This window comes from Candidatus Avelusimicrobium sp., from assembly GCF_056976295.1.
Window position 1 is genome coordinate 1 of the sequence record NZ_DBMCTG010000011.1, and the last position, 26,635, is coordinate 26,635.

Below are 26,635 nucleotides of genomic sequence, written 5' to 3' on the forward strand. Positions count from 1 at the left end.
ATTTTGACAATAAGGGCTGAATATACCCGGATGTGTCTGCCGTATAAAAATGCGTATAAAAGGCCGTTTTGCTCAAATATAAAGGTCTTAACAAGGAGAAAAAATGAAAGGGTTTAACAAAATTTGGCATTTGTTGCCGTCATCCCCGAAGGTTTCTGTCGGGGATCTGTTGTTACTAAAAAAGGGAAATGACAGATTCCCGAGCCCTGCGGGTCGCCTCACCCTTGGGAATGACGACTTTATGAAAAAAGGAGGTCATCCTGAACTTGTTTCAGGATCTACATCTTGGGTTGTGAGCCGTGGCTTTACCCTTATTGAACTATTAGTCGTTGTCCTTATTATCGGTATTTTGGCGGCGGTGGCTATGCCACAGTACGAGCGGGCCGTAGAAAAATCCCGTATCGCGGCGACTCTACCTCTTTTGGATGGTATTTATCAGGCCCAAGAGTCCTATTATTTGGCGAATGGTACATATGCTAGGAATTTAGAAGATTTGGATATCGCTCTTCCGTGGACAGAGAACGCTTGTCCCGGTTTATGCGGTATTTTTAAACAGTTTACCGAGGTTTCCTCCCGTTCGGATGGCCGGTTTGTTTTGGCTTCAAGCGTGAGCCGGGATGGAAGCACCTTGTTGGTGGCTGTGGTGGCACAAAAATATGCGCCCGGTTCCGGCTTTTTAAAATATGCGGGGCCCTCTTATAGAAATATTATTCCAGGTGCCTTATATTGCGTTCAGCGTACGGACGGTAATAATACTAACGATTATTGTAAAAAAATGGGCTACTCAAACCGCCTTACAGATTACGCAGGGCATTTTTGGTTTTATTCCCAGTCTTAATTCCCCTCGGGTAATGATAGCAGGCGTTTAATAATATCCTCGTGAATACGAAAAAGGGCTTCGTCCTTGGAGGCCAAATTGTTGGCCATTAATGCAAAAGCAATGATACGGCCGTCTTTATCGTGCGTATAACCCGCCAAGGCTTTTACTCCGTCAATCGTGCCGCCTTTTACGCGCACTTCCTGCACCTTTTTTTTCGGTTTTAAAAAACGGCGCAAAAGAAGCAAATCCCCGCGGTCGTCCGGCGTGGCTAATGAATTATAATAATAGGGAAAATTGGGGCTTTTTGCCATAAATAAAAGCGTGTTTACCAGCGTTTTCGGCGTGAGCATATTATCGCGCGACAGGCCGCTCCCGTCATATAAAACGGCTGTTTTTTCGTCTGCTAAATGATTCTTTTTGAGAAACGCATACAGTTCGTTTAATCCGTTTTGCACGCTGCCTTTTTTCCCGGCGTGTAAGGCTAAATTTCGCAAAAGCATTTCGGCATACAGGTTAAAACTCCGCTTGTTTACAATAACCACAATGTCTTTCAATTCGGGCGATTCGTAGGTGTCCAGCAGTTGCATTTGGGTATAATCGGGGGCGGTTTGCGTGGCAGACGGACGTCCGCCAACGGCTATACCTTCGGCGCGCAAGGCATTGTGTAAGGCTTCGGCCGCAAACTGCGCCGGATTGGGTAAGGCCGCTTTAATGGAAAATCCCATAAAATTAGTGGGAATTGTGCCGTAGAGTTCCATTTCGTACTGGTTGGGGGCGCCGTAAGCATAGGCATTGTCTTTTTTGGTTTTGCCGTCGGTAGTTACAAAACTTTTTAGGGTGAGGCCCGGCACTTGCGGAACCGTTTTTTGCACTTCGGCGGGTTTATCCGCGCGGGGCTGTGGTTTAAAGTGAATTTCAAAAGAATTGTCGTTAAAGCACAGCGGACTGGCGGGTGCGGCATAATAATTGCCGATATTTTCCCAGTTGACTTTGTTGGGAATAGACGGCCCTTCAAAGGCGGATTCGTCAGCGATAATACCGCCTTCCACACGCGTGATACCTGCCCGTTTGACGGCGCGCGCCCAACGGGCGGCCACATCTTGCCACGTTTCTCCGCCGGTTACGCGGGTGGAGCCTAGGGTAGGGTCGGCGCCGCCTTGCAGATACAGGTTTCCGTCCAATATCCCGCGCTCATCAGGCCTATGTTGTGCATATAATCTTGTTTGAAAGCGGTGGTGCGGCCCCAGTATTTCCAAGGCGGCGGCGGTAGTTAAAAGTTTTAAGGTAGAGGCAGGCGTAAAGCGGGCATCTGCCTGAACGGAAAAAATTTCCGCATTGTCATAGGCGGCGTAACCACCCCACCAAGCCCCGTTCAAAACAGGGTGTTGCAATCGTGCCTGCACATAAGTTTGCAAATTTTGCGCGCCGGAGAAAAGCGGGAAAAAGAGAAAAATGAGTAAGTAAAAATATTTCATATCTTAATATAGGATATCAAAATTAGCCCGTCTGCGCAGGGTTGAAAAATTGCTACAATAAAAAAATGAAGAATAAAATAATCCTTTTGTTTGCTGTATTTTTATTTAGCGTGAACGCTTGGGCGGATGAGCGGATTACGCGCTTTAACTCTACGGCTTGGGTAAATACCAATGCCACCGTGCGGATAGAGGAAGAAATTTCCGTCGTGGCGGAACACCGCCAAATCCGCCGCGGCATCTACCGCGAGTTGCCTTCTTCACGCAAAAATCCCGTACAAATAGAATCTTTGACAATGGACGGAGTACCGCACCCGTATTTTACCGAGCGCGCGGATAAAAACCTGCGCATAAATTTTGGTGATGATAATTATATTGCGCCCGGCCCGCATACCTACCGCTTGGTTTATTCTATGGCGAATGTGATTCGCTTTTTTGACGGGTATGACGAATTTTATTGGAACGTAACCGGGAACGGGTGGAACTTTCCCATAGAAACGGCGACGTTTTCGCTCCACTTACCCCCAGGCGCACAGGTGGACAAAAGCCGCATTTCCCTATATACGGGTGCTTATGGCAGCCGGGAAAATGAGGCAACGAGGAACTTTGAAAACCTTTCCTTTTGGACGACCCGCCCTTTGCAGCCTTATAATGGTTTTACCGTGGCGGTGCCGTTTGCCAAAGGGCTCATTATGCCTCCCGTCAAAACGTGGAAGGATGTTTTACTGGATCCGTATGGCTGGGGCGCAGTGGGCTTGCTGTTGGTTTTGCTTTGGGTATATTATTTATGGGCGTGGAACCGCGTAGGCAGAGACCCGCAGGCGCGCGTGCTGCGGCAGTTTGAGCCGCCCGAAGGACTTTCCCCGGCGCAGGTGGGGTATGTGTACCGCTATGGGAAAATGGACAATTTGTTCCCGGTGGTACTGGTTAGTTTGGCGGTGAAAGGTGTAATAAAAATACAGGAAAAAAAGGACTTTTTTGCGCGTGAATATACACTGAAACGTTTGGTATTTTCGCAGGAAGAAATGCCTGTTTTGGCAGAAGAAGAAACGGCTGTTTTCAACACATTGTTCCCCGGCAAACAAAAATCTGTGCCCATCAGCCAGGACTTTCAGAGAACCTTTGTAAAAGCGGGAAAAGAACTGCAAGAAAAATTAAAAGCGGTAAAGGCGCAGTATTTTTCCGAAAATCTGCTGTGGACGATACCTACTTATCTGGTTTTGGGATATTTTGCGTACCTGTTGCTTGACCTGGGCGGGATGGATTTGCTGCTTCCGATTTCGTTTTTTATGATGTTGGCTATATGGGTGCCGCTGTCTGCTTTAAAAAACTGGTTTATGATGCTTTATGCCGGTATTTTTGTCTTGTTTGTTGCGCCTATGTTTTTTTCTGCTTTGCGGGAAATGGAGGCTTTCCCTGTGCTTGTAGGTGTGGTGGTTGTGGGTGTTTCGGGCTCTTTTTTTGCTTGGTGGATTAAAGCCTATACGCGTGTGGGGCGGCAAAAAATGGACCAAATAGAGGGCTTTAAAGAATATCTAAAAATCGGTGAAGGGGGAAGAGTGGCCGCCTCCAATCCGACTGATGCGGAAAAAATATTTTGCGATTATTTACCCTATGCCTATGCACTGGGCGTGGAAAAGAAATGGATTTCCTATTTTGAACGCACCTTATCTGCCGAAATGGTTGAAAAGACCGTCCGCTCGCGTGGACTGTATCTGCACAATGTGGGCGGGTTGGGGGCGTTGTCGTGCTCTCTGGGCGGGGCTATGGCTTCGTCCGGCAGCGGCTCTGGCGGAGGCGGATTTTCCGGCGGCGGTTGTGGTGGCGGTGGCGGAGGAGGACGGTAATAAAAAGGGCCGTTTATGGTTTATGAACAGGTATGGGAAATTTCTAAAAAACCCCGCAGTAAGCGGGGTTTTTTACGTTACTAAAATCAGTTAAACCACGGATACCATTTATCGCGGTCGCGGATGTTTATCAGCAGGGAAACCGCTAATAAATCACGCGCGTTAATGGCTTGCGGTTTATCTATATTGCAAACAAAACTGTCAAACGGGGCGTGTGTATTTTGCAGGGAACCTTGCGCATCCATCGCGCCGTTTATCACATAATCTGCACGCAAGACGCCCCACAAATGCCCGAACAGTTTGCGTAAAATGGCTCTAAGTGCGCTAGGCTCCGCCAAGTGTGCCAATGCCGCCCCTTCGCGCGTAAACAACCGCCAATCCCGGCGGAAAGAAAAGCGCTTGCGGGTAACGACCAGTACATCTTTGGAGCGGGCAAAATAAATCTCGTACCGCTCGTTTTTCAGCCCGAAACCTTTTTGCAAAATAATGGCGGCTTTTTGGCCCTTGCGGTCAAAAAGTGTAATTTCGCGCAGGACCAACTGGGACCATACCAACCCGCAAAAAAACACAATTCCGCCCAACGGAATAACGAGTGAGCAGGCCGAGTAAACTGTGTTATACACAAAGTTGGAAACAGGGAGCAAATTCGTTTGTTCGCACAGCCCGGCCGCGGCCAGCACCGCAAAGGATAGCACAATTAAGGCCAGCCCGGAGAATAAAAATAAACTATCCCACCGCGAGGACAGCGAAATAAGCGTGTTGCCTTGGTTGTCTTTTGCGCGGAAAATGAGCGAAGGCGTACCATACAAGCGTTTGAACCAAATGGGGTAAAGTGAGTTGGGGTTGGCGGGGGGCAAATGGACCCCTTTACGCAGAAACGGACGTACGCAGCCGCTGCCTATAAGAAGGAAAATAAATAAAACTCCCAATACCGCTAATATGTCAAACCCGCGGCCCAACTGGCGCACATACGGCGGCATATTTTTAGATAACAGCGTTTTGCCTTTTAAAGAGATTAATACCTTTTTGAGTTTGGCAGTGAAAGAGACAGCCGGCTTTTTGGCCTTAACGGGGGCAGGCTCTTGCGGGGCCGTTTCCTCCACCGGGGCGACGAAAGTTTTTTCTAATGTTTCCTCGTGTACGGCGGGTAATGCCGTAATGTCGTAGGCGCGGGGGTCCTTTATATCTATTTCCAAGGGCTTTGCCACAGACTTTTCAACAGGGGAAATAAACGAAAACACCAGGTCCGTTTCCGCATAAGTAAGTTCCTTGGCTAAAATGGAATAGGCCTTGGAGTCAATCAAAAAATAGCCTGCGCTAAAATCATTTTTGGGTGTAAAAAAACTGATGTAAAAAAACGGGTCGCCGGTGGAAAATTCAATGCGTTTAATTTCTTCCCCGGTGTAGGAATTTTCCACTACTTTCATTTTTTTGCTTTTTACATCAGCCAAATCCGCGTTTATTTTTTGTTCAATGCAGGTTTCTGTGGTGCAGGGAACGCTTTTAATATCCAAACGGGAAGAGCCTTTTTGCAAGGAAAGAACCGTGGCGGCGGGCGTATTTTGCACCTGTTTCCAACCCGCAGGCATATCCAGTGTAAACGCACCGTCCTTAGACGTAAACACCTCCGCCTGCAACGCAAACGGAACGCACGCTAAAAGTGCGCCCAGCAGAAATTTTTTTAAAAACGCATATTGTGGCATACTTCCATTATTATATTATATTCTGGCGCGGTTTTACCGCAATATTCTCCTACGCGCGCGAAAACTAATAATTGTGAACGCGCTGTAAAATTGTTATGATATCTGTATAGAGGTTTTGGAGGGATGTATAATGGCTGAAAGTATTGTAACGGCGGACCGCTTTTCCGCACTTAAAAAATTAATGCAAGAAAACAACTTAGACGGCCTGGTTGTTACCAACAATTTAGACCAATTTTATTTGAGCAATTTCTTCTTTTACCCAAATGAATCTGTTTTTTTAATTCATCCAAAAGGCATTGTGTGTTTTACGCGCGAATTGTATGTGGATCCGTTTAGCAAGTTTGCCCCGTATATGGAAGTAATCGGTGGGGAACACCGTGTGGCTGCTACGGTTGCGAAAGTAAAAGAATTAGGGCTTAAAAATGTAGGTTTTGATGCCGAAAAAGAATCGTTTTTAAACGGTGAATTAATGTTAAAAAACGGTTTGGTGCAACAACCCAGTTTTATTACCGAACTGCGCAAAACCAAGGACGAAGCAGAGTTGAAAGTAATGCGCGAATCCAACCGTATTTCTTACTTGGCGTATGAATACATTTTGCCGCGCGTAAAAACGGGTATGACCGAGTGCGAAGTGGCTGCGGAAATGGAAAAATTTATGCGTGAACACGGTGCTACCTCCACTTCGTTTAATACGATTGTGGCCTTTGGCGCAAACTCCGCCAACCCGCACCACGAAACCGGCGATACAAAACTCAAAGAAGAAGATGCGGTTTTGGTTGATTTCGGTTGTTTGTATAAGGGCTATTGCTCGGATATGACGCGCAGTTGGTGGCACGGCAACAATGAGCCGGCCGAATACAAGAAGATTTGGGAAATTACCGATACCGCCCGCAAAACGGGTATCCAAAAAGTAGGCATCGGCATAGCGTGCAAGGCTGTGGACGGAGCCTCCCGCGCGGTAATTGAAGAGGCCGGATACGGCCCGTATTTTACGCACGGCACGGGGCACGGCGTGGGGTTGGAAATCCACGAGGAACCGTACAACGCGCAACACTCCGACGCTATTTTAAAAGAAGGAAATATTGTAACCGTGGAACCGGGCATTTATTTGCCGGGCAAATATGGTGTGCGCTTGGAAGACACCGTGGCAGTAACCAAAACCGGCGCTGAAATTTTAACGAAGAAATAATATGGCAGCCAAAGATTTTTCCCAAGAGCGGATGCGCGATTTCCGCCGCGTGCTCAAACAGGCGGGATTGGACGGTTATTTAACCGCTGACCCGTTGGAGCAACGCTATTTGTCCAGCATTGAACTTTCCGCCGGGGAAGCCGTCTTTTTGGTTACACCCTCCAAGGCTTGGTGCGTAACCAAACAGTTAATTGCCAGCAAAATGGTTCCCGCTGCCAAATTTTTAAAAACGGTTATCGTTCCTTTTGGCGGAATGCTGGACGGAGCATTAGCCGAAATCAAAAAGCGCGGGTTAAATACCGTAGCCTTTGATCCGGCCTTGGTGGACTTGGCGACTGGGCAGAAACTTTTGGACAACGGCCTTTGCCGTGCCGAGGGGCTGGTTGGCGAAATGCGCCTTAAAAAGTATGATGACGAAGTCGCCCGCATAAAGAAAGCCTGCAAAATAGCCGCCCAAGCATTTGACGAAGTTTTTCCGCAGATTAAAACCGGTATGACCGAAGATGAGGTGCGGATTTTAATGGCGGTGGCGATGATTAGCCGCGGGGCGGATTCTGTTCCCTTTAACATTGTGTGCTTTGGCGACAATACGGCTGATGCCCACCATACCGCCAGTAAAACGCGCAAGTTGAAGGCGGAGGAACCCGTGTTAATGGACTTCGGCTGTTTTTACGAAGGGTACTGCTCGGATATGACGCGCAGTTGGTGGCACGGCAAGAAAGAGCCGGCCGAATACAAAAAGATTTGGAACATTGTGGACAAAGCCCGTACGGCAGGTGTAAAAGCCTTGCGCCCCGGGGTGGCCGCGGGAGATATTGACCGCGCCGCCCGCAGCGTAATAGAAGCCGCCGGGTATGGAAAGGAATTTTTCCACACTACGGGCCACGCGATTGGCCTGGTGGTGCACGACCGTCCGATTTTGCGCTCCGGCGCGCCGGATGAGTTGGAGGAAAACTTTGTAGTAACCGTGGAGCCCGGCATTTATTTTGACGGGCGCTGGGGTATCCGCTTGGAAGACAGTTATCTGCTTACCAAAGACGGTTCCAAAAAATTGACGCACAAATAGATTCTTGGGCTTTGGCCCGAAAAGAGGTAATAAAAATGCTTAGCACTACAGAATTTCGTGAAGGTCTTATTTTTGAAGACGAAAACGGTCAGTTGGTAGAAATTATTGAATTTCAGCACCACCGCAAAAGCCAGGCCCGCGCCGTCGTTCGTGTGAAATTGCGCAATATTCACACCGGGTCCGTAATTGAAACGGCCTACCGCCCCGAAGACAAATTCAAAGAAGTGGAAGTTGAAAAACGCCCCTTCCAATATTTGTACACCAATGGCGATATGGCTACCTTTATGAACGCGGAAACCTACGACCAAATTGAAGTGCCCCTTAAAAAATTGGGCGATTTGAGCAAATATTTAAAAGATAATATGGATGCTATCGGCATTTATATTAACAACCAACTTTTTAATGTGGAACTTCCGATTAAAGTACCGCTTAAAATTGCTTCCACCGTTCCGGGTGTAAAGGGCGACACCGTCGCTAACACCACCAAGGAAGCCACCTTGGAAACCGGCGCTGTAATCAAAGTGCCGCTTTTCATCAACGAAGGCGATACCGTGTTGGTGGATACCCGCACCGGCAACTACGTTGAACGCGTGGCGGCCTAATGTTTTATAAGCGCATAGTCCTGTTGGGGCTGTGTTTGTGGGCCTCGTCGGGGCTATGCGCTTTTACCTTGCAGTACGGTTCTTTGTTTAAGGTGGCAGATATTACGCTTAGCCAAGAGGGTAAACCGGTTCTGCCGCTTGCCCGCGGAAAATATGCCAATATCCGCGTGCTTACCAAAGATACGTTTGAGATGTTAAAAAAGTGTCCGGCCTCTTGCCGACAAACGGCAGATAAAGGCGAAATTTCCATACACGGGTTCCGCCCGGCCAAAACTCGCCCCGGTATGTGGATTGCCGAGGTGGCTTACGATGAAAAATGGCTGGTTACTTTTTTAATATTTCAAAATAAGGAAGGTTTTGGCGTAGTTGCGCCGGAGCATTTTGTATTTTTGGATAAAACATTACGAGCGCGTACCGAACAGTTGTTATCGGCCCGCGCACAGGAAGAAAAATGAAGTGCGTATTAAAACGCACCGGCGAAACGCTGGCGCAAGAAATAGAAATGGCAAATTCGTATTGGACCCGCTTAAAAGGTTTGATGTTCCGGCGCGGGCTTGCGTTAGGAAAAGGGCTTTTGCTGGACCCTTGTCCGCAGATACACACTTGCTTTATGCGCTTTGCGATAGATGCCGTATTTTTTGATAAAAACGGTCGCGTGTTGTATGTGGCGGAGCAAATGAAGCCGTGGCGTTTTAGCCGCTTTGTGCGCGGCTCGCGTTATACGTTGGAACTGGCGGGCGGCACACTTGCCGGGCGGGTAATAGCCGGCGACGAAGTGGCGCTTATCAAATAACGATTTTAATTTTTATATAGAGGTTACAAATGAAAGTAAAGCAACTGGTTTTGGTTTTGACGGCGTTGTTTCTGTGCGCTCCGGGCGCGTTTGCCCGCAATATTTGGGACGATTTCGGCGCGAACGTAACCCAGCAAAACGTCCGTGCTTTTACGAAGGACTTGGGCGGCATTATCGGCTCGGGCACTTATACTACGGGCCGTATTTTGGGATGGGGGGGATTTCAAATCGGCCCCCGTGCCAGTATGGTTTTTAAAATGAGTAAAGGTAACGGTGAGGATCGTGCCACCCAACAGCATACCGCCTTGGGCGACCGCGACGAAGTGGGAGCGGTGGAATACCCGTGGTTGCAGGCAGATATCGGGATGCCGTTTCGTATTGACGGGTTTATCCGCGCGAGCAGTTACCAAGGTTTGACGATTGCCGGCGGCGGTCTGCGCTGGGGAATTACCCGCCCGAACGAAATGTTAGGCTCCTTTCAACCTATGTTGGTGGTGGCGGCCCATAGCGCGAGCGCGCGTGATTTTTCTGCCGCGCATTATAATGCCAGTTTAGTGCTGTCTATGAAGTTTAAATATTTTGTGCCGTATGTGGGCGGCGGGGTAGATTATACCACGCTTAATATTAACCAGGCTATGCTGGCCCCCGAACTTATTGGCACGCACGAACACGCCGCCACGGCGCGCGCTACGGCGGGTTTTAACTTTAAATTGCCGTCGTACTTGGATTTAAGTTTAGCCGCCAACTATGCCTATTACGGTTTAGGCGCGGAAGCCTCTCTATCGCTTCGTTTTTAGTTGCAAGTAGCCTTTTTGGGTATATATAAAAAACCCCGCTTTTAAGCGGGGTTTTTCTCTGGCAAGTTATAATTTACTTGTAGTAAATTTCCTTTTTGGTTTTGTTGGCGGTTTCTTGCCCGGCGACGGCTTCTAGCACCGCAAAGGCAAAGTCTATCGTGGCGGCCGCGCTCTTGCCCGTAACAATATTTCCGTCCGTTACGGCATAATCGTCGTGATAAATACCGCCGAAGTCCTCGTTCATAGAGGTAAAGCAAGTATAATTTTTACCTTTTAAATATCCTGCGTGGCCCAGTAAGGTGGGGCCTGCACAAATGGCGGCTACTACTTTGCCTGCTTCTATAAAAGTTTTAATCAGATCCTGTACGGCGGGGCTTGCTTCCAAGGTTTTATATTCCGGCCCGCCGGGAATAACCAGGGCCGCATAGTCAGCCGCATTTAGTTGGGAAAACAGATTCAATTTTGTACAGGTAAGGCCAAAGCGTCCGGTGGCATCTTGGTCAAGCAAGGAATAAATATCCACACTCAGCCCGCCCCGGCGCAAAATAGCATAAGTGCCTACTGCTTCTATTTCTTCAAATCCGTCTGTTAAAATCATACAAACTTTTTTCATTTATTCTTCCTCCGTGCGCGGGGCATATGGTTCAAAAATCCCGTCAAAAAGTATTTCTTCGGCCAGTCTGGCTGCATCGGCAATACACCCTTGGCAACTGCGCAAGACCTTGCCCGTTTCTATTCCTTTTAATTCGCGGCAGACGGTTGAGCCGTTCCACTCCTTAAAGCGGGTCATAAGTTGTTGGCCTAGTTTTATGGTGCTTCCGCGGCCCGAACGGTCGTTCGGGTTTCCGTTGCTGTTTTTTAGTCCGGCCAGCATTAAGAGCCCGCACACGGCTCCGCAGGTGGCCCCGCTGGCCGCAATTCCGGCGCCAAAGGCTTCCATTGCGCGCAGAGCATCAGCCTCGCTCATATTTAGCAGGCCGCAATAAGTGCAAGCCACCGCTTGTGCGCAATTATAGCCGCGCTTGTGGAGAGCGGTGGCTTCTTGTACCCGAGATTTTAACATTGTAAAAATTCCTCCTGATAAAACAGCCCCGTTTGCACGGGGCTTTAAATTAGTTTGCCGCTTTTTGAAGGGCACTTACTTTATCCGTCTTTTCCCACGGAAATTCTTTGCGGCCAAAGTGTCCGAAAGATGCCGTTTGCAGGTAAATAGGATTGCGCAGTTTGAAATATTCAATAATGCCGCGCGGGGTCATCGGGAAAATCTTGCGCGCAATTTGCGCCAGTTTTTCGTCGGGCAGAACGCCTGTGCCGTCCGTATCTACATAAAAGCCGACGGGTTCGTCGCGTCCGATAGCATACGCGATTTGTACCGTGCATTCTTTGGCAAGTTTAGCGGCTACAATATTTTTGGCAATGTAGCGCGCCATATATGCCGCGGAGCGGTCCACCTTGGTCGGGTCCTTGCCGGAGAAGGCTCCTCCTCCGTGCGGACAGCGGCCGCCGTAGGTATCCACGATAATTTTGCGCCCGGTAAGCCCGGTGTCGGACTGCGGGCCGCCGATAACAAATTTTCCTGTCGGGTTGATATAGATTTTAGTATCTTTATCAATCCATTTTTTAACAGCCGGAATAATGGCCGCGGCTTCAATTTCTTTTTTAGATTTTTCGGTAATTTTACTGCCTGTTCTATCCAAAATATCTTCGGTATGTTGGGTGGAAACCACTACTGTATCCACGCGCACGGGCTTGCCGTCCACATATTCCACCGTTACCTGGCTTTTTGCATCCGGGCCTAAATAGGGGAGCATTTTCGTTCGGCGTGCTTTTTCCAAATTCTTTAAGATTTCGTGCGAAAGCACCAAAGACAATGGCATATATTCCATTGTTTCGTCCACGGCATAACCCACCATTAAGCCCTGGTCTCCTGCACCGCCTACGTCAACCCCTTGGCTGATGTCGGGCGATTGCTTGCCGATGACGTTAATTACGGCGCAGGTTTTGTAGTTAAAACCGTATTTGGCGTCGTCGTAACCGATATTTTTTATTACGTCGCGCGCAATTTGTTCCACATCTACCCAAGTGCGGGTGGTAATTTCGCCGCCTACAATCACAAGTCCCCTCGTAATATATGTTTCGCACGCGACGCGGGCAGTTTTGTCTTTCTTTAAAATTTCATCTAAAATCGCATCAGAAATTTGGTCGCAGACCTTGTCCGGATGTCCTTTGGAAACGGATTCGGACGTAAAATAACATTTGCCTTGTTTAATCATACTACGGCTCCTAGATACAAATTTGAGGGGTATTAAATATATTATAGCACTTTGGAAAATCTGCGTGGAGATAAGCCTGTTTCCTGTGGCTTTTTGGGGGAAAACCTTTTGTTGTCCCAGTGCGTTTTGGTAGCCCGCTAGGACCCGGCGCGGAGAGTTCCAAAATCTAATCCTTGTTTTATAACAACAGATCCTGGACTACAACTTTCCAGGATGACGGCACCGGCGAACAACGGATTCCCGACTACGACATTCGGGAATGACATCAAAAGGAAGCCCCGAAGGGTTTTGGCGGCCCGCAGGGTTCGGGGATCTGTCGTTTATTGATTGGCTGTTAACGGGTCTAAAAGACCCGTATAAAAGAGTTTTTCCGTCTGGGTCCAAAAAAGGCTTGACTCGTTTTTTTTTTTTGATACAGTACCATTACGGTCCGGGGAGGGTTATATAAAAACTCCTACAGTCGCCCAAACCGGGCCGTACACAAGAGAAAGTGAAAAAGGAGAAGAAAAATGATTAAGAATAATAACAAAGGTTTCACGCTCATTGAGTTGTTGGTCGTGGTCCTTATCATCGGCATTTTAGCCGCAATGGCAATGCCGCAATACTTCAAAGCAATGGAACGCTCCCGTATGACGGAAGCCGTAACGTTGCTTGCTAACATTGCGCAGGCGCAACAACGCAAATATATGCAGATTAACGCTTATGCCAAAAATTACAGCGGTTTGGACGTTGCTCCGAAAGGTGCTTCTGCTGGTAATTATTGCACCAAAGGGACTTTGGCGGCGGATGGAAAATGTGGTAAAGGTAATGGTTTCTTGGTTTCCTTGGAACAAACTAATACTGGCTTAAACAAGGGTAATGCCGTAGCCAAACGCGTGGGGCCTGGAACCTTGCAATATCAGTACAATTTGGTACGCTATTATAATGGTGAAGGAACCCAATGCAACGCAGAAAACAAAAACGGTGCGGAACTTTGTATGGATTTCTGTGGCTTGGATGAAACTCCTACTGCTACTTATAAATGCTGCAGCGATGGTACCACGGGCGATAAAAAAGGTGCTTGTGCCGAACCGACTATGGACCTTGGCAACTAATATTATTTAGCAAATGCCTAACACCGCTCTTTCCTCTGTTTGGAAAGGGCGGTTTTTAATGGGGGGAAAATACATAAGTTTATTTTGTATTGTCATTCCAGGGCCCGCATACAAGCGGGAACCTGGAATCCAGAAATAAAATAAGGAGTTTTTCTAATAAACAGACTGGATCCCGGGTCCACGCCCGGGATAACAATTAGAAAGAGTGTTATCCCAGAGGGGAGTAGGCGGCCCGCCAGGACCCGGCGCGGAGCGTTCGGGAATCTAATCCTTGTTTTATAACAACAGATCCTGGACTACGACTTTCCAGGATGACGCCAACGACGAACAACAGATTCCCGAGCCCTGCGGGCGGCCACTCTTTCGGGAATGACGATAAGCAAAAAAGCAAAAAGCAAAGGCAATCGTCATCCCCGAGTGTTTTTGTCGGGGATCTGTCGTTATTGTTGTTTGCACGACGAACAACGGATTCCCGACTACAACTTTCGGGAATGACGGCAACGGCAAACAACAGATCCTGGACTACAACTTTCCAGGATGACGGCAACGACGAACAACGGATTCCCGACTACAACTTTCGGGAATGACAACAAAGACAAGGAATAAACACGAGCCTTTTCACCAAGGGTTTTTAAAAATGCAACAACAAGCAAAAGCAATCGTCATTCCCGACAGAAACCCTCGGGGATAACAAAGGAAAGTTGTGCGTCCGCCTTACTTTTTAAGTGTGGAACAAATTTCCTGCCCTTGGGGGGTGCGCGGAGTGCAGGTTAAAGGGCCGCCGCCAAAGGGGTAGTAAAGCGTATAAATGATGTCCATAGCCCCGGTGCGGGCATTGGCTTGTATGCCGCCGCGTTCCAACACCAGGTCAAAGCCGCGGCAGGAAAGTTTCTGCGGGCCAATTTTCAGGCACTCGCCCGGCAACACTTGCCACTCGCGCGGGTCCACCCCCGGGCGGGATGCGGCCGCCACCTGGGCGCGGGCGGCTTCGTCCGTTTCTGCCAGTACGCGCGTGAGTTGCACATACCGCTCTGTGTGTTGATATTGCGGCAAGGCAACTCCCCACAACAAGAGAAGCACAAACACAATCGCCAACGCCACCGATACGAGTGTTATCCAAGTAAGGGAGGCTTCCTCGTCTTCTTCTTCCATAGCGTCCGGGTCAAATTCGGCAGATTTTAAAATTACCGCGCTGTGGCTGATTCGGTCGTGCAAGGTGCGTTTCTTTTTGTCCCACGCGGCTACAAAGAATCCGAAATAAAAAGTTACATTGGTTACCAGTTTGGAAACAATGCGCTCCGTGGCCTGCCAAAAGGAAAGCCGGCGGCCGCGGCGGTCCACTACCTTTATGCCCATTAATATTTTGCCTACGCTGGCTTGAAGGGGGGAACTTTCCAAGAGCGCATAATAGAGCCAAATGATGACGAGTAACACAAGCGAAACGGTGGCATAACTCTTCATCATTTGCCACAATACCCAATACAAAACAGCAAAGAAAAGAACGTCAATTAAAAAGGCAAAAAAACGTTTTCCTATTCCGGCGTACATAAGGCACCTCCCAGAACAGCATATATGTATAGTATAGGGGTTTAACGCTATTTAACAAGCCGGAAAATGAATTATAAACATAGGGGTACGTCTTGTGCGTGGGCGGCTTTTAAGAGGTCATTGGGGTTGATTTTAATTTGCAAACCGCGCAGTCCCGCGCTGACGTATATAAAATCCCACAAAATGCAATCCTCGTGGATAAAGGTAGGAAAGGGTTTCTTCATACCCAAGGGGGAACAACCTCCGCGCATATAGCCTGTAACCGGTACGAGTTCTTTGACGTGCAGCATTTCGCACGATTTGTTGCCGCTTGCGCGGGCGGCGGCCTTCATATCCAGTTCCGCCCCGCCGGGGATTACACACACAAAAAAGCCCGTTTTGTCGCCGCGCAACACTAAGGTTTTATATACTTGGTCAATGTTTTGCCCCAGGGTTTGCGCAACGTGCAGTGCGCTTAAATTTTCTTCGTCCACCTCGTAGGGGATAAGTTCATAAGAAATATTTAATTCGTCCAAGTGGCGGGCGGCGTTTGTTTTGTGGATTTTATTTTTCATTTTTTGCTTCCCTTGGCTTTTTTGGAAGATGCCTTTGGAGCAGCAGTTTTGGGGGCGTGGAGTTTTTGCTCCGGGTGCGCTGCCAAAAATTTATCCACCGCTTCCAATTCCGGCTTTAAATAACGCCCGGTATAAGATTCCTTGCACCCGGCTACCTGCCGGGGAGTGCCCGCGCAAACAATCGTGCCGCCCTTGTCGCCGCCTTCGGGGCCGAGGTCAATCAGCCAGTCGGCGGTTTTGATAACGTCTAAATTGTGTTCAATAATCAGTACGGTATTGCCCTTGTCGGCCAGGCCGTGCAACACGTGCAAGAGTTTATCAATGTCTGCAAAGTGCAAGCCGGTGGTTGGCTCGTCCAAAATATAGAGGGTTTTTCCGGTCCCCTTGCGGGAAAGTTCGTCCGCCAGTTTTACGCGCTGTGCTTCCCCGCCCGAAAGCGTAGTGGCGGCTTGGCCCAGTTTAATGTAGCCGAGGCCTACGTCGTTGAGGGTTTTTAAATAGCGTTTGATTTTGGGAATAGCATCAAAAAATTCCAATGCCTGCGATACACTCATATCCAATACTTCGGCAATATTTTTACCCTTGAATTTTACTTGTAAGGTATCCTCGTTGAAGCGCTGGCCGTTGCACTCCTCGCACTTTACATAAATGTCTGGCAAAAATTGCATTTGAATTTTTAAAATGCCGTCGCCTTGGCATTTTTCGCACCGTCCGCCCTTTACGTTAAAGGAAAAACGGCCCGGCTGATAACCCCGGCGCTTGGCTTCGGGCATTTCGGCGAATAAATCGCGAATATGCGAAAATACGCCCGTATAGGTGGCGGGGTTACTGCGTGGCGTTTTGCCGATAGGGCTTTGGTCCACAATGATAACTTTATCAATGTTTTCCAGCCCCTTAATGGCTTTATGTTTGCCGGGGGCGTCTTTGGCTCCGTAAAATTTTTGGGCAAGGGCTTTGTATAAAATTTGGTGGATAAGCGTGGATTTGCCCGAGCCGGACACACCAGTTACGCAGATGAATTTGCCCAGCGGAAATTTAACGTCAATATTTTTGAGGTTGAACTGTTGTGCGCCTAAAATTTCCAAATACTTGCCGTTGCCTTTGCGCAGTTCCGCGCGCGGGAGAATCATCCGCCGTCCGTTTAAGTAGGAAGCCGTGAGCGACTTTTCATCGCGCAAAAAATCAGCCGTCGGCTCTGCCGCCACAATGTTGCCGCCGTATTCGCCTGCCGCGGGGCCGAGTTCTACTACATAATCGGCGGCTAAAATAGTGTCTTTATCGTGCTCCACAATGATAAGGGTGTTGTCCAAATCGCGCAGGTTTTTAAGCGTATCAATTAAGCGGTCGTTGTCGCGCGAGTGCAAGCCGATAGTCGGCTCGTCCAATACATACAGCACCCCCGTTAAGCCGGAACCGATTTGCGTAGCCAGGTGGATACGCTGTGCTTCCCCGCCCGATAAGGTTTGGCTTTTGCGCTCTAACGTTAAATAAGAAAGCCCTACACTGTTTAAAAAATCCAGACGGGCGCGGATTTCCTTTAATACGTCCTTGGCGATAATTTTTTCCTTCTCCGTTAGTTCAATCTGTTCAAAAAAAACTTTGGCGGCGGATACCTGCATAGCCGTAATATCATTAATATTTTTGCCGTTAATGCGAACGGATAAGGCCTCGGGCTTTAAGCGTTTGCCGTTGCAGGTGGGGCAAGTAATTTCGCGCATAAAGCGGTTATATATTTCCTCTTTTACAAAGTCGCTTTCGCTTTCTTGGTAGCGGCGTTTTAAGTTGGTAATTACGCCCTCAAAATCCTGCTCGCCGCCCGAAATGACGGACGTATAACTGGCTCCGCCCACACCGTATAGAATTAAATCGCGTTGTGCTTTGGGTAATTTTTTCCACGGTGTATTCATATTGATATGGTTGCGGTGGCAAATTTGTTTTAAAATATCAAAATAATAACCGCTCCACGAGGTTTTCCAACGGTGGGTGCGGGTGGTAACAGGATTGTGCCACGCGGCAATGGCTCCTTCGTTAATAGAAAGGGTATTGTCCGGCACGACCAAATCTTCGGCCACCTCTATTTTTAGCCCCAGGCCGTTACAGTCCGGACACGCACCGTAAGGGGAGTTGAACGAAAAAAGACGCGGTTCCAGTTCGCTAAACCCGATACCGCAATGTGCGCAGGCGTTATTTTCACTATATGTAAATTCGCACGGCTGGTCGCCCTCGGCTTCCACAATGTGCACAAGCCCTTGTGCGTATTTTAACGCGGCTTCCAAACTTTCCACCAATCGTTCACGGTCAAATTCTTCTACAAAAATCTCGTCCGTTACCAGTTCAATGGTATGCTTTTTGTAGCGTTCCAGCGAGGGGGTATTGTCCAACGTGATGACCGTACCGTCCACGCGGGCCTTTACATAACCTTCTTTTTTAAATTTGGCAAAAAGTTCCTCGTAAGTTCCCGCCCGCCCGCGGACGACGGGGGATAAAATAAAAACGGTTTTTTCGTTAAATTTTTTTAAAATATCCTGTGCAATACCCTGTACGCTCCAAGATTCCACTTCCCGTCCGCAATGGGGGCAAAAGCGGTGTCCCACGCGGGCGAATAACAGACGTAAATAATCGTAAATTTCCGTAACTGTGGCAACCGTGGAGCGGGGATTTTTGGACGGATTTCTCTGCTCAATGGAAATAGCCGGGGAAAGCCCCTCAATATGTTCTACATCGGGTTTTTCCATCAGTTCCAAAAATTGCCGGGCATAGGCGGACATACTTTCCACATAGCGCCGCTGCCCTTCGGCATAAATGGTGTCAAAAGCCAAGGAACTTTTACCCGAGCCGGACAGCCCGGTTACTACGACCATTTTATCTTTTGGTAATTCTACGGTAACATTTTTTAAATTGTGGCCTTTTGCGCCGATTACTTTAATACTCTTCATAACGTTAAAAACCCCCAGGGGCGTCGCACTCTTTTTATAAGCGCGTAAAACGCCCTTTTTGCTTAAATAAATTATATAATTTATATATCTTTCATACCCGGAGCGCGCGCGTGAAAAAACCGCTTAAATATTTGCTCTATACTTTGGGCATCCTTTTATCCGTCGGCCTGATTGCCGTTATGATTTATCAGGCTAAGGACAGTTTTGTAAAAATTTGGCAAGGTGTCAAAACCAAATACCTCTTTTTATCTTTGTTGTCATCCGTTCTTATTTATGTGGCAATGGGGATGAGCCTGTACGAAGTGCTGCGTATTATGGGGCGGAAAGTTTCTAAAAGCGCGGCAATGGGTATCGCTCTTGTTTCCACCACGGTAAACTATATCGTTTCCTCGTTGGGGGTCAGCGGGTTTGCTTTGCGCGCCCACTTGCTAAACCGCCGCCGGGTGCCGTTCGGCACTTGCGTTACGGCCAGCATTGTCATTACGGTACTTTTGTATTTTGTGTTGGCGATTATCATTTTGCAGGGGTCGGTGCTGATGCTGTTTAATTCGTCGGCAACCACAATGCAACTGCTAAAAAACTTTTCGCTTATTATTGTAATGTGTGCGGTGTGTGTGGTGATTACGGCATTTCTGTTTAATAACGAACTGCGCTCCAAATGGTTGCGAAAATGTTTCCGTATAATGAACAAGGTGCTTTACCGCGTTTTCCGCGCCTTAATTCCAAAAGGAAAATATGATGACTTTATGGACCAGTTGGACGAAGGAATAGACCTTATCCACCGCAAAAAGAATAAACTTACTATGACGATTATTTACGTCTGCGCGGATTGGCTGTTTACGATTTTGGTGCTTTATTTTGCCTTCCGTGCCGTGGGCATACACATTACGGCGGGGGTGTTGGTTGCCGGGTTTGCCGTCGGTATGGTTACGACGCTAATTCCCATTTTGCCGGGAGGTTTAGGCGCTATGGAATTGGCGATGACGGCGGTTTATTCCCAAATGGGTATAGACTGGGATTCCGCCTTGATGGCTTCGCTGATTTACCGTGTGGTGTATTACATTTTGCCGGGTATTGTAAGTATTTTTATCTATTGGGGCTTGCAACTTTCGTCCCCTTCCTCGCCGCGCAAAAATAAAAAGTCCAAAGGAGCCCTGCTATGAAAGAACGCATTAACGAACAAGTCCCCAGCGTGCGCCCCAGTTGTTATGTGCATAAAACGTCGGTATTAATCGGCGACGTTACGTTAGGGGAAAATGTGTCTGTTTGGCCTTGCGCCGTGTTGCGCGGGGATATCGCTTCCATTACGGTGGGGGATAATTCCAATATTCAGGAAAATGCCTGCGTTCACGTCAATTATGATGCCCCTTGTATTATAGGCCGCGGGGTTAGTGTGGGGCACGGGGCAGTTGTGCACGGCAGTAAAATCGGCGATAATTGCCTGATTGGGATGAACGCCGTAGTAATGGAAAGTGAAATCGGCCCGAACTGTATTATCGGTGCGGGAGCAGTTGTGCCGGCTGGAAAAAATATTCCGGCGGGTTCTCTTGTAATGGGTGTTCCGGCCAAAATTGTACGCAAACTGGAAGATGACGAAGTAAACGGTATTATCAAAAATGCCCGTGAATATGCCGGGGCTATCCGTTTGTACAAAGATAATTGCGAAGAATTGTAATATGAAAAAAGTGGTACTTATAGAAGATTCCAAGGTGTTGGGAAACGCTCTTTGCGGTGCCTTGAAAGTGGACGGAATTGAGGTGCATTGGGCCGAAAACGGCGTGGCCGGGGTGCAACTGGCTAAGCAGATAAAGCCTAATTTGGTTCTGCTTGATTTAATGCTTCCTAAATTAAGCGGGTTTGACGTGTGCAAACTGTTAAAGACCGATAATGCCACCTGGCGGATTCCGGTGGTAATAATGTCCACTTTATCCGACCCCGAATCGCGTGACCGGGCTACGGAAGCGGGGGCTGATTATTTTATTCCCAAGCCCTATGATTTAGCCGCCACCTTAGCCGAAATAAAAAAACTGTTGCAGATGTAGTTTGGCTTGTTTCCCTGCAAAAAGTACAGGGTACAAAGTTATATGGTAATGATTAAAAGTTTCAGGCCGTTAAATTAGGAGTGTATATGTCTCAATCCACAAAGAAACAAACCGCAAAATTAGATTTGGACGTTTTGGAAAATTTGCTTGATGAGGGCCGTCCGTCGGACGCTTTGGCGGTACTGGCCGAGGCCAAAAAGAAGGATGCCGCCGCTTGGTTTTTAACGGGGGAGGCGCAACGCCAACTCGGCTCCTTTGAGGACGCTTTAAAGAGTTATGCCGCCTGTTTGAAAGTAGCCGACGAGGCCGAACGCCGTATGGATGCGCTTTTGGCGATGGCGGCTTGCTACCGCACTTTGGGACACTCTGCGGCTGCGTATGAATTGGCCGAAGATGCCTTAAAAATGGCGCAGGAATTGGAATACGACGAGTTCGCCGTCCGTGCAATGCAAGAAATGGGTATGGCCTTGCGCGCTTGGGGCCGCTTGGAGGAAGCACTTGATTTGTTGGATGCCGTTTTGTCCGCCTATACACAGTTAAAGGACTATGCCGGAATGAGTTTCATCCATTGGGCCAAGGGGGGAATCTTCCGCCTGCAAGGCCATTTTGAAGAAGGCGTAGCGCAGTTTAAAAAGGCTATTTCTCTTGCCAAAAAAGCGGGCGATGATATTTCCGTGGCCTACGGGCATTGCGGTCTAGCCGGAATTAGCCGGATTTGCGGAAAGATTGACGAGTGTGTAAAGAACTATAAATTGGCGGAAAAAATCTTCCGCAAAAGCGAGGATGTTTTCGGCAAGGCCTATACCAACTGTGGTATGGCCAACGGCTTGCGCCAACAGGGCAAGTACGACGAAGCCCTGCGCCACTATAACGTGGCTGATAAACTCTATTCGTCTATCCACGATACGGTGGACTTGGGCTTTGTAAAATGGGGCCGCGCGGATATTTTAAAACGCAAAAACAAAATGGCCGCCGCCTTAAAAGATTTGGAAGAAGCGCGTGTTTTGTTTGATAATTCTGATGAAAAACGCGGGCAAATTCTCACAAAACTTTCTTTGGCGCAGGTGTTATATGCCTTAGGCCGCACCGACGAAGCAGAGCAACTCTACGAGGAGGGCGTATCGCAGGCGCGCGCCGAGGGGTTGCATACATATTTGGAAAGTTATACCTGATTTAAGTTTGAAGCAGTAAAAGCCCCTAGGCCCGTTCCTAGGGGTTTTTCGTTAGTTATATTTTAATCCCTTGTAAAAGGTAAAAAGAACAACTATACTATAAATATATTCATCTGTTGTAAAAGTGCCGTAAGGCGGGTTTTACAGCGGACTGTTTCCTATTGGGGAAAATATGAAAAAATATCTTTTATTATTAACCTGTTTAACACTCGCCGCCTCTGCAAGTGCGTGGGGGCTGTTGGAGGATTTGGTTTCATTTAATGGGGATCCTTATATATACAAGAAAAGTTTTTTGTATTATGTGCTGACTGCTAAAAACCCCAAGATTCGTGTGTGTGTGAGTACAGAGGGAACCAGCACCGACCCGGCCCGTCAAAAAATTACGCGGGATTATTTTTTGCAATCCACACAATCGGCATTGGATAATTGGTTATCTTTTGTCCGCACGCAGTTGGGCGAGCGCCAACCTGTCCGGTCCACTCCCGCCAAGGGTAAAAAGAAAGCCAAAAAGCAACAGACTTCTGCCGTTGCGCCAGAATTTGCGCGTAAGGGCGAGTTTGCTGATATTTTGGAGGCTTTGCCGCGCCGCATTGAGTTGCAAGTAATTAACCCCAATGGCGAAGATTGCGATAAAGTAATGAAAGGCAAATACGATTTGCGTATTAAATCGCTGGGAAATTTAAAGTATGGTTCCGTTTGGCAGCAACTTTCTCACACCCGGGGGAAGGCCGCCTCTATAAAAGGCGTTTACGATAAAGATCCGACGATTTGGATACTTTCTCTGCCGGGTAATGATGATTATACGGCTTCTAAATTGGCGGAGCAAGAGGCTATGAGAACAACCGGTATATTTATGAGCGCGTACACGTTAGACTACGATATGGATAGAGTAGCCAGGCACGAAATGGGGCATTTTTTTGGATTGGCCGACCAATATGAAGACAAGAAAAATATGAATAAGGTCCGCTCCTTGCTTCGCACCGAACCGGGCGAGGTCGTTTTTGGCGGCTTACCTTCTGTAATGGCGAAATCTACAACTCTCACTTGCGATGATTTGGAAGGCTTTATCAACGCGGTGGACTTTATTTGGGGTATGGAGGGGAAAAACTCCCCGCGCGTGCAAAATGGGTGGAAGAGCCTGTGCGGAAAACCTTATACCTATTTGCAGGGGATTCCCGTCAAAGATTCTGCCGATATGGCCAAGGTACAGGCCTATTTAAAAAATTGGAAACAATCTGCCGTGCAACTGGGACAGTTGGCCCAACTGGGGCAAGAGTGGCGCGCTTATTTGGAAAAAGTCCGCAAAATGGAAGAGGAGTATGTTGATGCTTTATATACCAAACGCCAACAAATGCGGGGCGGTTTGGATAAGGCGGGGCTGGCTTTGTCCGCCGAGAGCCGGTACTTAACGCAAAAAGCGGCTAAAATCAAGGATATTATAGAACAGCAAATTGAGCCGGCGGAAGAGGCTGCGCGGGCAGGCAATGTTTCAGCCCAGCAGATACGCCAGTTAGTGCAAAATTTAAGCCAATACAAGGGACAATATACGCCGGAATCCAAGGTTTTAGATGCCAAGGGTTTGCTGACGGCCCAACCGTATGAGGATGACTTTTCGCCGATTACTTACCCTTGCTTGGTTTGCGGTAAACCGGTGGGGCTGGAAAATGGTTATTTAAGCCAAGATGTAAAGGTACTCGGACGTATTCGCCCCTATCATATTCATAGCGCTTGCGAGGCTAAGGCCTCTGCCTATTATTCCAAATTGGGGAACACTTACCGACATAAGGCGACCAAGCGCACAGTACCGACGTGGACACAACTGACACAATCGCAAGAGGCTAATCCTTTGTTAGCACAGTTGGAGACGGATTTGATGCCTGCTAAAAAGACGGTTCCCGTGGTGCTTGATAATCTGGACGCTAAAAAGGGTAGCGAGGTTGCTCCGCGCAAAAATCCTTTGGTGGCTTCGTTGCCAGCCAAACCCGCGGGAGCAACGCCTAAACGGGCGACTCCTTCGTCAGCCCCCAAAAACAGCAAGCCTGCTTCTGATGGGCAAAATGCAGCCCCCGTCAAGCAGAAAGCGGAACCCGCTAAGCCCGTTGTATCTCCCGTTCAAACGCCTGTTATCGCGCCTAAGGCAAAATGCGTGGTCTGCGGACAGGAAATGGCGGACGGTACTTTTTACACCGATTCCGTGGGCCGCACCGTGCATAAACACTCGTTGTGTGCGTACCGCTTCTTTAAGCGTTTCCACAAAACGGATGAGGATAGCCTGACCCGCTATTCGGACTATTACTTTTTCAGTATGCCTAATGATGTGGTGCAGGCCAAGGCCGATATGCGTAAACTGGATTTGACCTTTGCCGATATCCGCCGCTACCGCGCGCAGGAAGAAGCCGCCGCCGAAGATTTTAAGAAATCGCTTGAAGCGGAAAAATTGGCTAAGGTGCAAGCACAGGCCAAGGCCGAAAAATGCCGCTTGGTGATACAAGTAACTCCGGCGGATGTGCAAGCCTATGAAAAGGAAAATAAAGCGGTATTGGCCCGCGTAGCACAAAAAGAAGCAGGCGGACGGCCACTGACCAAAAAGGAAACCTTGGTCAAACGGCATTACGCCCAATTAAAAGACAATTTGGCCCTCACGGAAGAGTGCAAGGGTTAAAATATATAAAAAACCCCGGGTTTTGGCCCGGGGTTTTTTTGCAAACAGAAAGAAATTAGTTGATTTCTTTAATTTCCACGTCAAAGGTCAAATCTTTTCCGGCTAACGGGTGGTTAAAGTCCAACACCACTTCTTTATCCGTGATTTCCTTTACCACCGCGCGGAAAGTGTGTCCTTCGTTGCTGGCACCCACCATATCACCTACTTTTAAATGTTCAGCCCCGCCAATGGCTTCTTTCGGTACGCGGCGGATGGCTTCCGGCAAGACTTTGCCATAGCCTTTTTCCGGCGCAACTTTTACAGTCTTCTTGTCGCCAACTTTCATCCCGGTAAGTTCTTCTTCCAAGCCCGGAATAATGTGCCCTGCTCCGTGGGTGTATTCCAACGGGCCGCGTCCGGCGGAGGTGTCGGCTACTTTGCCGTCAACCGTAAGGGTGTAGTCAAATTTGACTTTGGAACCTTCTTTAATCATTTGTTTCTCCTTTTGGCGCCGGGTGTCCCGGGCGAAAATATAATATATTGTAACAGTTTTTTAGCCAATGCGGGGAAAGTCGGCCCGTTTGGCGGATTGGCAGAATTTACCAAACAAAACCCCCGCCCGGGTGTGGGCGGGGTTACCAATATATTGGTTGGGGGGAATCAATGCGGACCGTTCCCCATGGGTCCCCTCACGGCGGCTTTGCCTGCAATGCGCCGTATGAAAAGGTTTGCCACTAATAGTATGGCTTATTGTCCGCCCTTTCACAAGCGCAAAAACAGATTAGATACGCAATTTGTCGTTATTATTGTTGTCATTCCCACATGCCGTAGTCGGGAATCTGTTTTTGCCGTGGGTGTTCTCTTCCGAAACAATAGATCCCCGAACCCTGCGGGCCGCCAATTCCTCGGGGATGACGGATAAACAATGTAATTTTTGTTGTTGCTTTTCCGTCGTTTATTTTAAAGGGGTTGTTCCGTTTTTTTTTTTTTGTTAAAATTTTGACAATAAGGGCTGAATATACCCGGATGTATCCACTATATAAAAATGCGTATAAAAGGCCGTTTTGCCCAAATATAAAGACCTTAAAAGGAGAAAAAATGAAAGAGTTTATTGAAGTTAGCCGTGCGGCTACTTGTGCTAGTGTCGTCATTCTGGAAAGTTGTAGTCCAGAATCTGTTGTTGCGAAACGGCGAGATTCCGTACAGAAACCTTACGGAATGACGTTTGTTTGGGGTGGTCGCACGGTAAAACCTATTTTGTCATCCCCGAAGGTTTCTGTCGGGGAACTGTTTTTATTAAAAAAGGAAAACGACAGATTCCCGACTACAACTTTCGGGAATGACTACGAATTCAAGAACGGAGACAACAGATTCCCGAACCCTGCGGGCCGCACCCTAGCGAGCCGCACCCTAGCGGGCCGCCAATTCCTCGGGGATGACGACTTTATGAAAAAAGGAGGTCATCCTGAATTTAGTTCAGGATCTACATCTTGGGTTGTGAGTCGTGGATTTACTTTGATTGAACTCTTGGTCGTTGTCCTTATTATCGGTATTTTAGCGGCGGTGGCGGTGCCACAATATCAGTTGGCGGTGGATAAGTCTAAATTTGCGTCCAATATGCCACTGTTGGATGCGGTGGAATCCGCCCAAGAGGCCTATTATTTGGCAAACGGCCAGTACGCGGAGACCTTTGACCAGTTGGATATAGAGATACCAAAAAACTATGCGTATAAAAAGCCTGAGGGATTGGGGGGAGATTGTTGGGGAACAAAGGAAAATTGGGGCTATGCCCATATCTGTACCAATAAATGTTTTTCGTATATTTCCCCGTGGACTGCGAATGATGCCTTTTATTTTCGGACGCATAACCATCCCAATTCTTCTGGGTGTATAGGAGGTGCAAGGACCTGTATTATGTCAAATGTATATCCTTCTCCTCGGTGGCGCCGTTTATGCAACGCCTTAGGTACGGAAACCTCCCAGCGTTATGCGGGTGGTGCTTTTGCCAGTAAATACACTTGGGATTTACACTAATATTTCTGTATAAAAAGTTAAAAAAACGCCCCAGGAATTGTATATCCCGGGG

24 protein-coding genes are annotated in these 26,635 nt (G+C 48.1%); 15 read left to right on the plus strand and 9 right to left on the minus strand.

Going from position 1 to position 26,635, the window contains the following annotated elements; all coding sequences use genetic code 11:
- Nucleotides 1-103 precede the first annotated feature (103 nt).
- Complete coding sequence (locus tag ACZOTW_RS05595; protein ID WP_483997706.1) at nucleotides 104-838, plus strand: type IV pilin protein; 735 nt, start codon at nucleotides 104-106, stop codon at nucleotides 836-838.
- Here ACZOTW_RS05595 and dacB read toward each other — a convergent pair.
- The gene (gene dacB, locus ACZOTW_RS05600; RefSeq protein WP_483997707.1) at nucleotides 835-2,295 is read right to left on the minus strand and encodes a D-alanyl-D-alanine carboxypeptidase/D-alanyl-D-alanine endopeptidase; all 1,461 of its coding nucleotides are present in this window, start codon (nucleotides 2,293-2,295) and stop codon (nucleotides 835-837) included. The genes ACZOTW_RS05595 and dacB overlap by 4 nt on opposite strands.
- Nucleotides 2,296-2,360: 65 nt before the next feature.
- Here dacB and ACZOTW_RS05605 point away from each other — a divergent pair, with 65 nt between their 5' ends.
- Entirely contained in the window at nucleotides 2,361-4,139 is a 1,779-nt protein-coding gene (locus tag ACZOTW_RS05605; RefSeq protein ID WP_483997708.1) for a DUF2207 domain-containing protein, read from the plus strand.
- A gap of 86 nt (nucleotides 4,140-4,225) precedes the next feature.
- Here ACZOTW_RS05605 and ACZOTW_RS05610 read toward each other — a convergent pair whose 3' ends face one another.
- A complete protein-coding gene (locus tag ACZOTW_RS05610) occupies nucleotides 4,226-5,842 on the minus strand; it encodes a hypothetical protein (RefSeq protein WP_483997709.1) in 1,617 nt (538 codons plus the stop codon).
- A 130-nt stretch (nucleotides 5,843-5,972) separates the two neighbouring features.
- Between ACZOTW_RS05610 and ACZOTW_RS05615 the strand changes: the two genes are divergently transcribed.
- Genes ACZOTW_RS05615 through ACZOTW_RS05640 form a run of 6 tightly spaced genes read left to right on the plus strand, consistent with a single transcriptional unit; the run spans nucleotide 5,973 to nucleotide 10,289 of the window.
- Nucleotides 5,973-7,031 carry a M24 family metallopeptidase gene (locus ACZOTW_RS05615; RefSeq protein WP_483997710.1) on the plus strand — a complete coding sequence of 353 codons (1,059 nt, stop codon included), beginning with the start codon at nucleotides 5,973-5,975 and terminating at the stop codon, nucleotides 7,029-7,031.
- Between the two features lies 1 nt (nucleotide 7,032).
- Entirely contained in the window at nucleotides 7,033-8,097 is a 1,065-nt protein-coding gene (locus ACZOTW_RS05620; protein ID WP_483997711.1) for a M24 family metallopeptidase, read from the plus strand.
- Between the two features lie 35 nt (nucleotides 8,098-8,132).
- Nucleotides 8,133-8,699: an elongation factor P gene (efp, locus tag ACZOTW_RS05625; protein ID WP_177746246.1), complete on the plus strand. Its 567-nt coding sequence runs from the start codon at nucleotides 8,133-8,135 to the stop codon at nucleotides 8,697-8,699.
- Nucleotides 8,699-9,154, plus strand: a complete 456-nt coding sequence (locus ACZOTW_RS05630) for a hypothetical protein (protein ID WP_428044646.1) — start codon at nucleotides 8,699-8,701, stop codon at nucleotides 9,152-9,154. Before efp ends, ACZOTW_RS05630 begins: the two co-directional genes overlap by 1 nt.
- Nucleotides 9,151-9,492, plus strand: a complete 342-nt coding sequence (locus ACZOTW_RS05635; protein WP_483997712.1) for a DUF192 domain-containing protein — start codon at nucleotides 9,151-9,153, stop codon at nucleotides 9,490-9,492. The genes ACZOTW_RS05630 and ACZOTW_RS05635 overlap by 4 nt, the downstream gene beginning before the upstream one ends.
- A 29-nt stretch (nucleotides 9,493-9,521) precedes the next feature.
- A complete protein-coding gene (locus tag ACZOTW_RS05640) occupies nucleotides 9,522-10,289 on the plus strand; it encodes a hypothetical protein (RefSeq protein WP_428043243.1) in 768 nt (255 codons plus the stop codon).
- A 73-nt stretch (nucleotides 10,290-10,362) separates the two neighbouring features.
- On the opposite strand, the gene ACZOTW_RS05645 is transcribed toward ACZOTW_RS05640, so the two are convergent.
- From ACZOTW_RS05645 to metK, 3 genes are read right to left on the minus strand one after another with little or no spacing between them, the layout of a single operon-like run.
- Nucleotides 10,363-10,902 (minus strand): DJ-1/PfpI family protein, encoded by a 540-nt coding sequence (locus tag ACZOTW_RS05645; protein WP_483997713.1) that lies wholly within the window; start codon nucleotides 10,900-10,902, stop codon nucleotides 10,363-10,365.
- Nucleotides 10,903-11,352 carry a C-GCAxxG-C-C family protein gene (locus ACZOTW_RS05650; RefSeq protein WP_483997714.1) on the minus strand — a complete coding sequence of 150 codons (450 nt, stop codon included), beginning with the start codon at nucleotides 11,350-11,352 and terminating at the stop codon, nucleotides 10,903-10,905.
- A 49-nt stretch (nucleotides 11,353-11,401) separates the two neighbouring features.
- Nucleotides 11,402-12,562 (minus strand): methionine adenosyltransferase, encoded by a 1,161-nt coding sequence (gene metK / locus ACZOTW_RS05655; RefSeq protein WP_428043240.1) that lies wholly within the window; start codon nucleotides 12,560-12,562, stop codon nucleotides 11,402-11,404.
- A gap of 509 nt (nucleotides 12,563-13,071) precedes the next feature.
- Here metK and ACZOTW_RS05660 point away from each other — a divergent pair.
- Entirely contained in the window at nucleotides 13,072-13,656 is a 585-nt protein-coding gene (locus ACZOTW_RS05660) for a type IV pilin protein (protein ID WP_483997715.1), read from the plus strand.
- Between the two features lie 714 nt (nucleotides 13,657-14,370).
- On the opposite strand, the gene ACZOTW_RS05665 is transcribed toward ACZOTW_RS05660, so the two are convergent.
- The 3 genes from ACZOTW_RS05665 to uvrA all read right to left on the minus strand — a co-directional run bounded on the left by ACZOTW_RS05665 (nucleotide 14,371) and on the right by uvrA (nucleotide 18,694).
- Nucleotides 14,371-15,204, minus strand: coding sequence for an RDD family protein (locus tag ACZOTW_RS05665; protein ID WP_428049863.1), 834 nt, complete (start codon nucleotides 15,202-15,204; stop codon nucleotides 14,371-14,373).
- Between the two features lie 71 nt (nucleotides 15,205-15,275).
- A complete protein-coding gene (gene ybaK, locus ACZOTW_RS05670; RefSeq protein WP_177745624.1) occupies nucleotides 15,276-15,758 on the minus strand; it encodes a Cys-tRNA(Pro) deacylase in 483 nt (160 codons plus the stop codon).
- Nucleotides 15,755-18,694, minus strand: a complete 2,940-nt coding sequence (uvrA, locus tag ACZOTW_RS05675) for an excinuclease ABC subunit UvrA (RefSeq protein ID WP_483997716.1) — start codon at nucleotides 18,692-18,694, stop codon at nucleotides 15,755-15,757. Before uvrA ends, ybaK begins: the two co-directional genes overlap by 4 nt.
- 110 nt (nucleotides 18,695-18,804) lie before the next feature.
- Between uvrA and ACZOTW_RS05680 the strand changes: the two genes are divergently transcribed.
- The 5 genes from ACZOTW_RS05680 (at nucleotide 18,805) to ACZOTW_RS05700 (ending at nucleotide 24,570) form a co-directional block, all read left to right on the plus strand.
- Complete coding sequence (locus tag ACZOTW_RS05680; protein ID WP_483997717.1) at nucleotides 18,805-19,857, plus strand: lysylphosphatidylglycerol synthase transmembrane domain-containing protein; 1,053 nt, start codon at nucleotides 18,805-18,807, stop codon at nucleotides 19,855-19,857.
- Complete coding sequence (locus tag ACZOTW_RS05685) at nucleotides 19,854-20,369, plus strand: gamma carbonic anhydrase family protein (protein WP_428043254.1); 516 nt, start codon at nucleotides 19,854-19,856, stop codon at nucleotides 20,367-20,369. The genes ACZOTW_RS05680 and ACZOTW_RS05685 overlap by 4 nt, the downstream gene beginning before the upstream one ends.
- 1 nt (nucleotide 20,370) lies before the next feature.
- Nucleotides 20,371-20,736 (plus strand): response regulator transcription factor, encoded by a 366-nt coding sequence (locus ACZOTW_RS05690; protein WP_177745635.1) that lies wholly within the window; start codon nucleotides 20,371-20,373, stop codon nucleotides 20,734-20,736.
- An 86-nt stretch (nucleotides 20,737-20,822) separates the two neighbouring features.
- Nucleotides 20,823-21,908: a tetratricopeptide repeat protein gene (locus tag ACZOTW_RS05695; protein WP_483997718.1), complete on the plus strand. Its 1,086-nt coding sequence runs from the start codon at nucleotides 20,823-20,825 to the stop codon at nucleotides 21,906-21,908.
- Between the two features lie 172 nt (nucleotides 21,909-22,080).
- Nucleotides 22,081-24,570 carry a hypothetical protein gene (locus ACZOTW_RS05700; protein WP_483997719.1) on the plus strand — a complete coding sequence of 830 codons (2,490 nt, stop codon included), beginning with the start codon at nucleotides 22,081-22,083 and terminating at the stop codon, nucleotides 24,568-24,570.
- Nucleotides 24,571-24,625: 55 nt separating this feature from the next.
- On the opposite strand, the gene ACZOTW_RS05705 is transcribed toward ACZOTW_RS05700, so the two are convergent.
- Nucleotides 24,626-25,042: an FKBP-type peptidyl-prolyl cis-trans isomerase gene (locus tag ACZOTW_RS05705; protein ID WP_177745644.1), complete on the minus strand. Its 417-nt coding sequence runs from the start codon at nucleotides 25,040-25,042 to the stop codon at nucleotides 24,626-24,628.
- A gap of 605 nt (nucleotides 25,043-25,647) precedes the next feature.
- Between ACZOTW_RS05705 and ACZOTW_RS05710 the strand changes: the two genes are divergently transcribed.
- Entirely contained in the window at nucleotides 25,648-26,583 is a 936-nt protein-coding gene (locus tag ACZOTW_RS05710; protein WP_483997720.1) for a type IV pilin protein, read from the plus strand.
- Nucleotides 26,584-26,635: the final 52 nt, after the last annotated feature.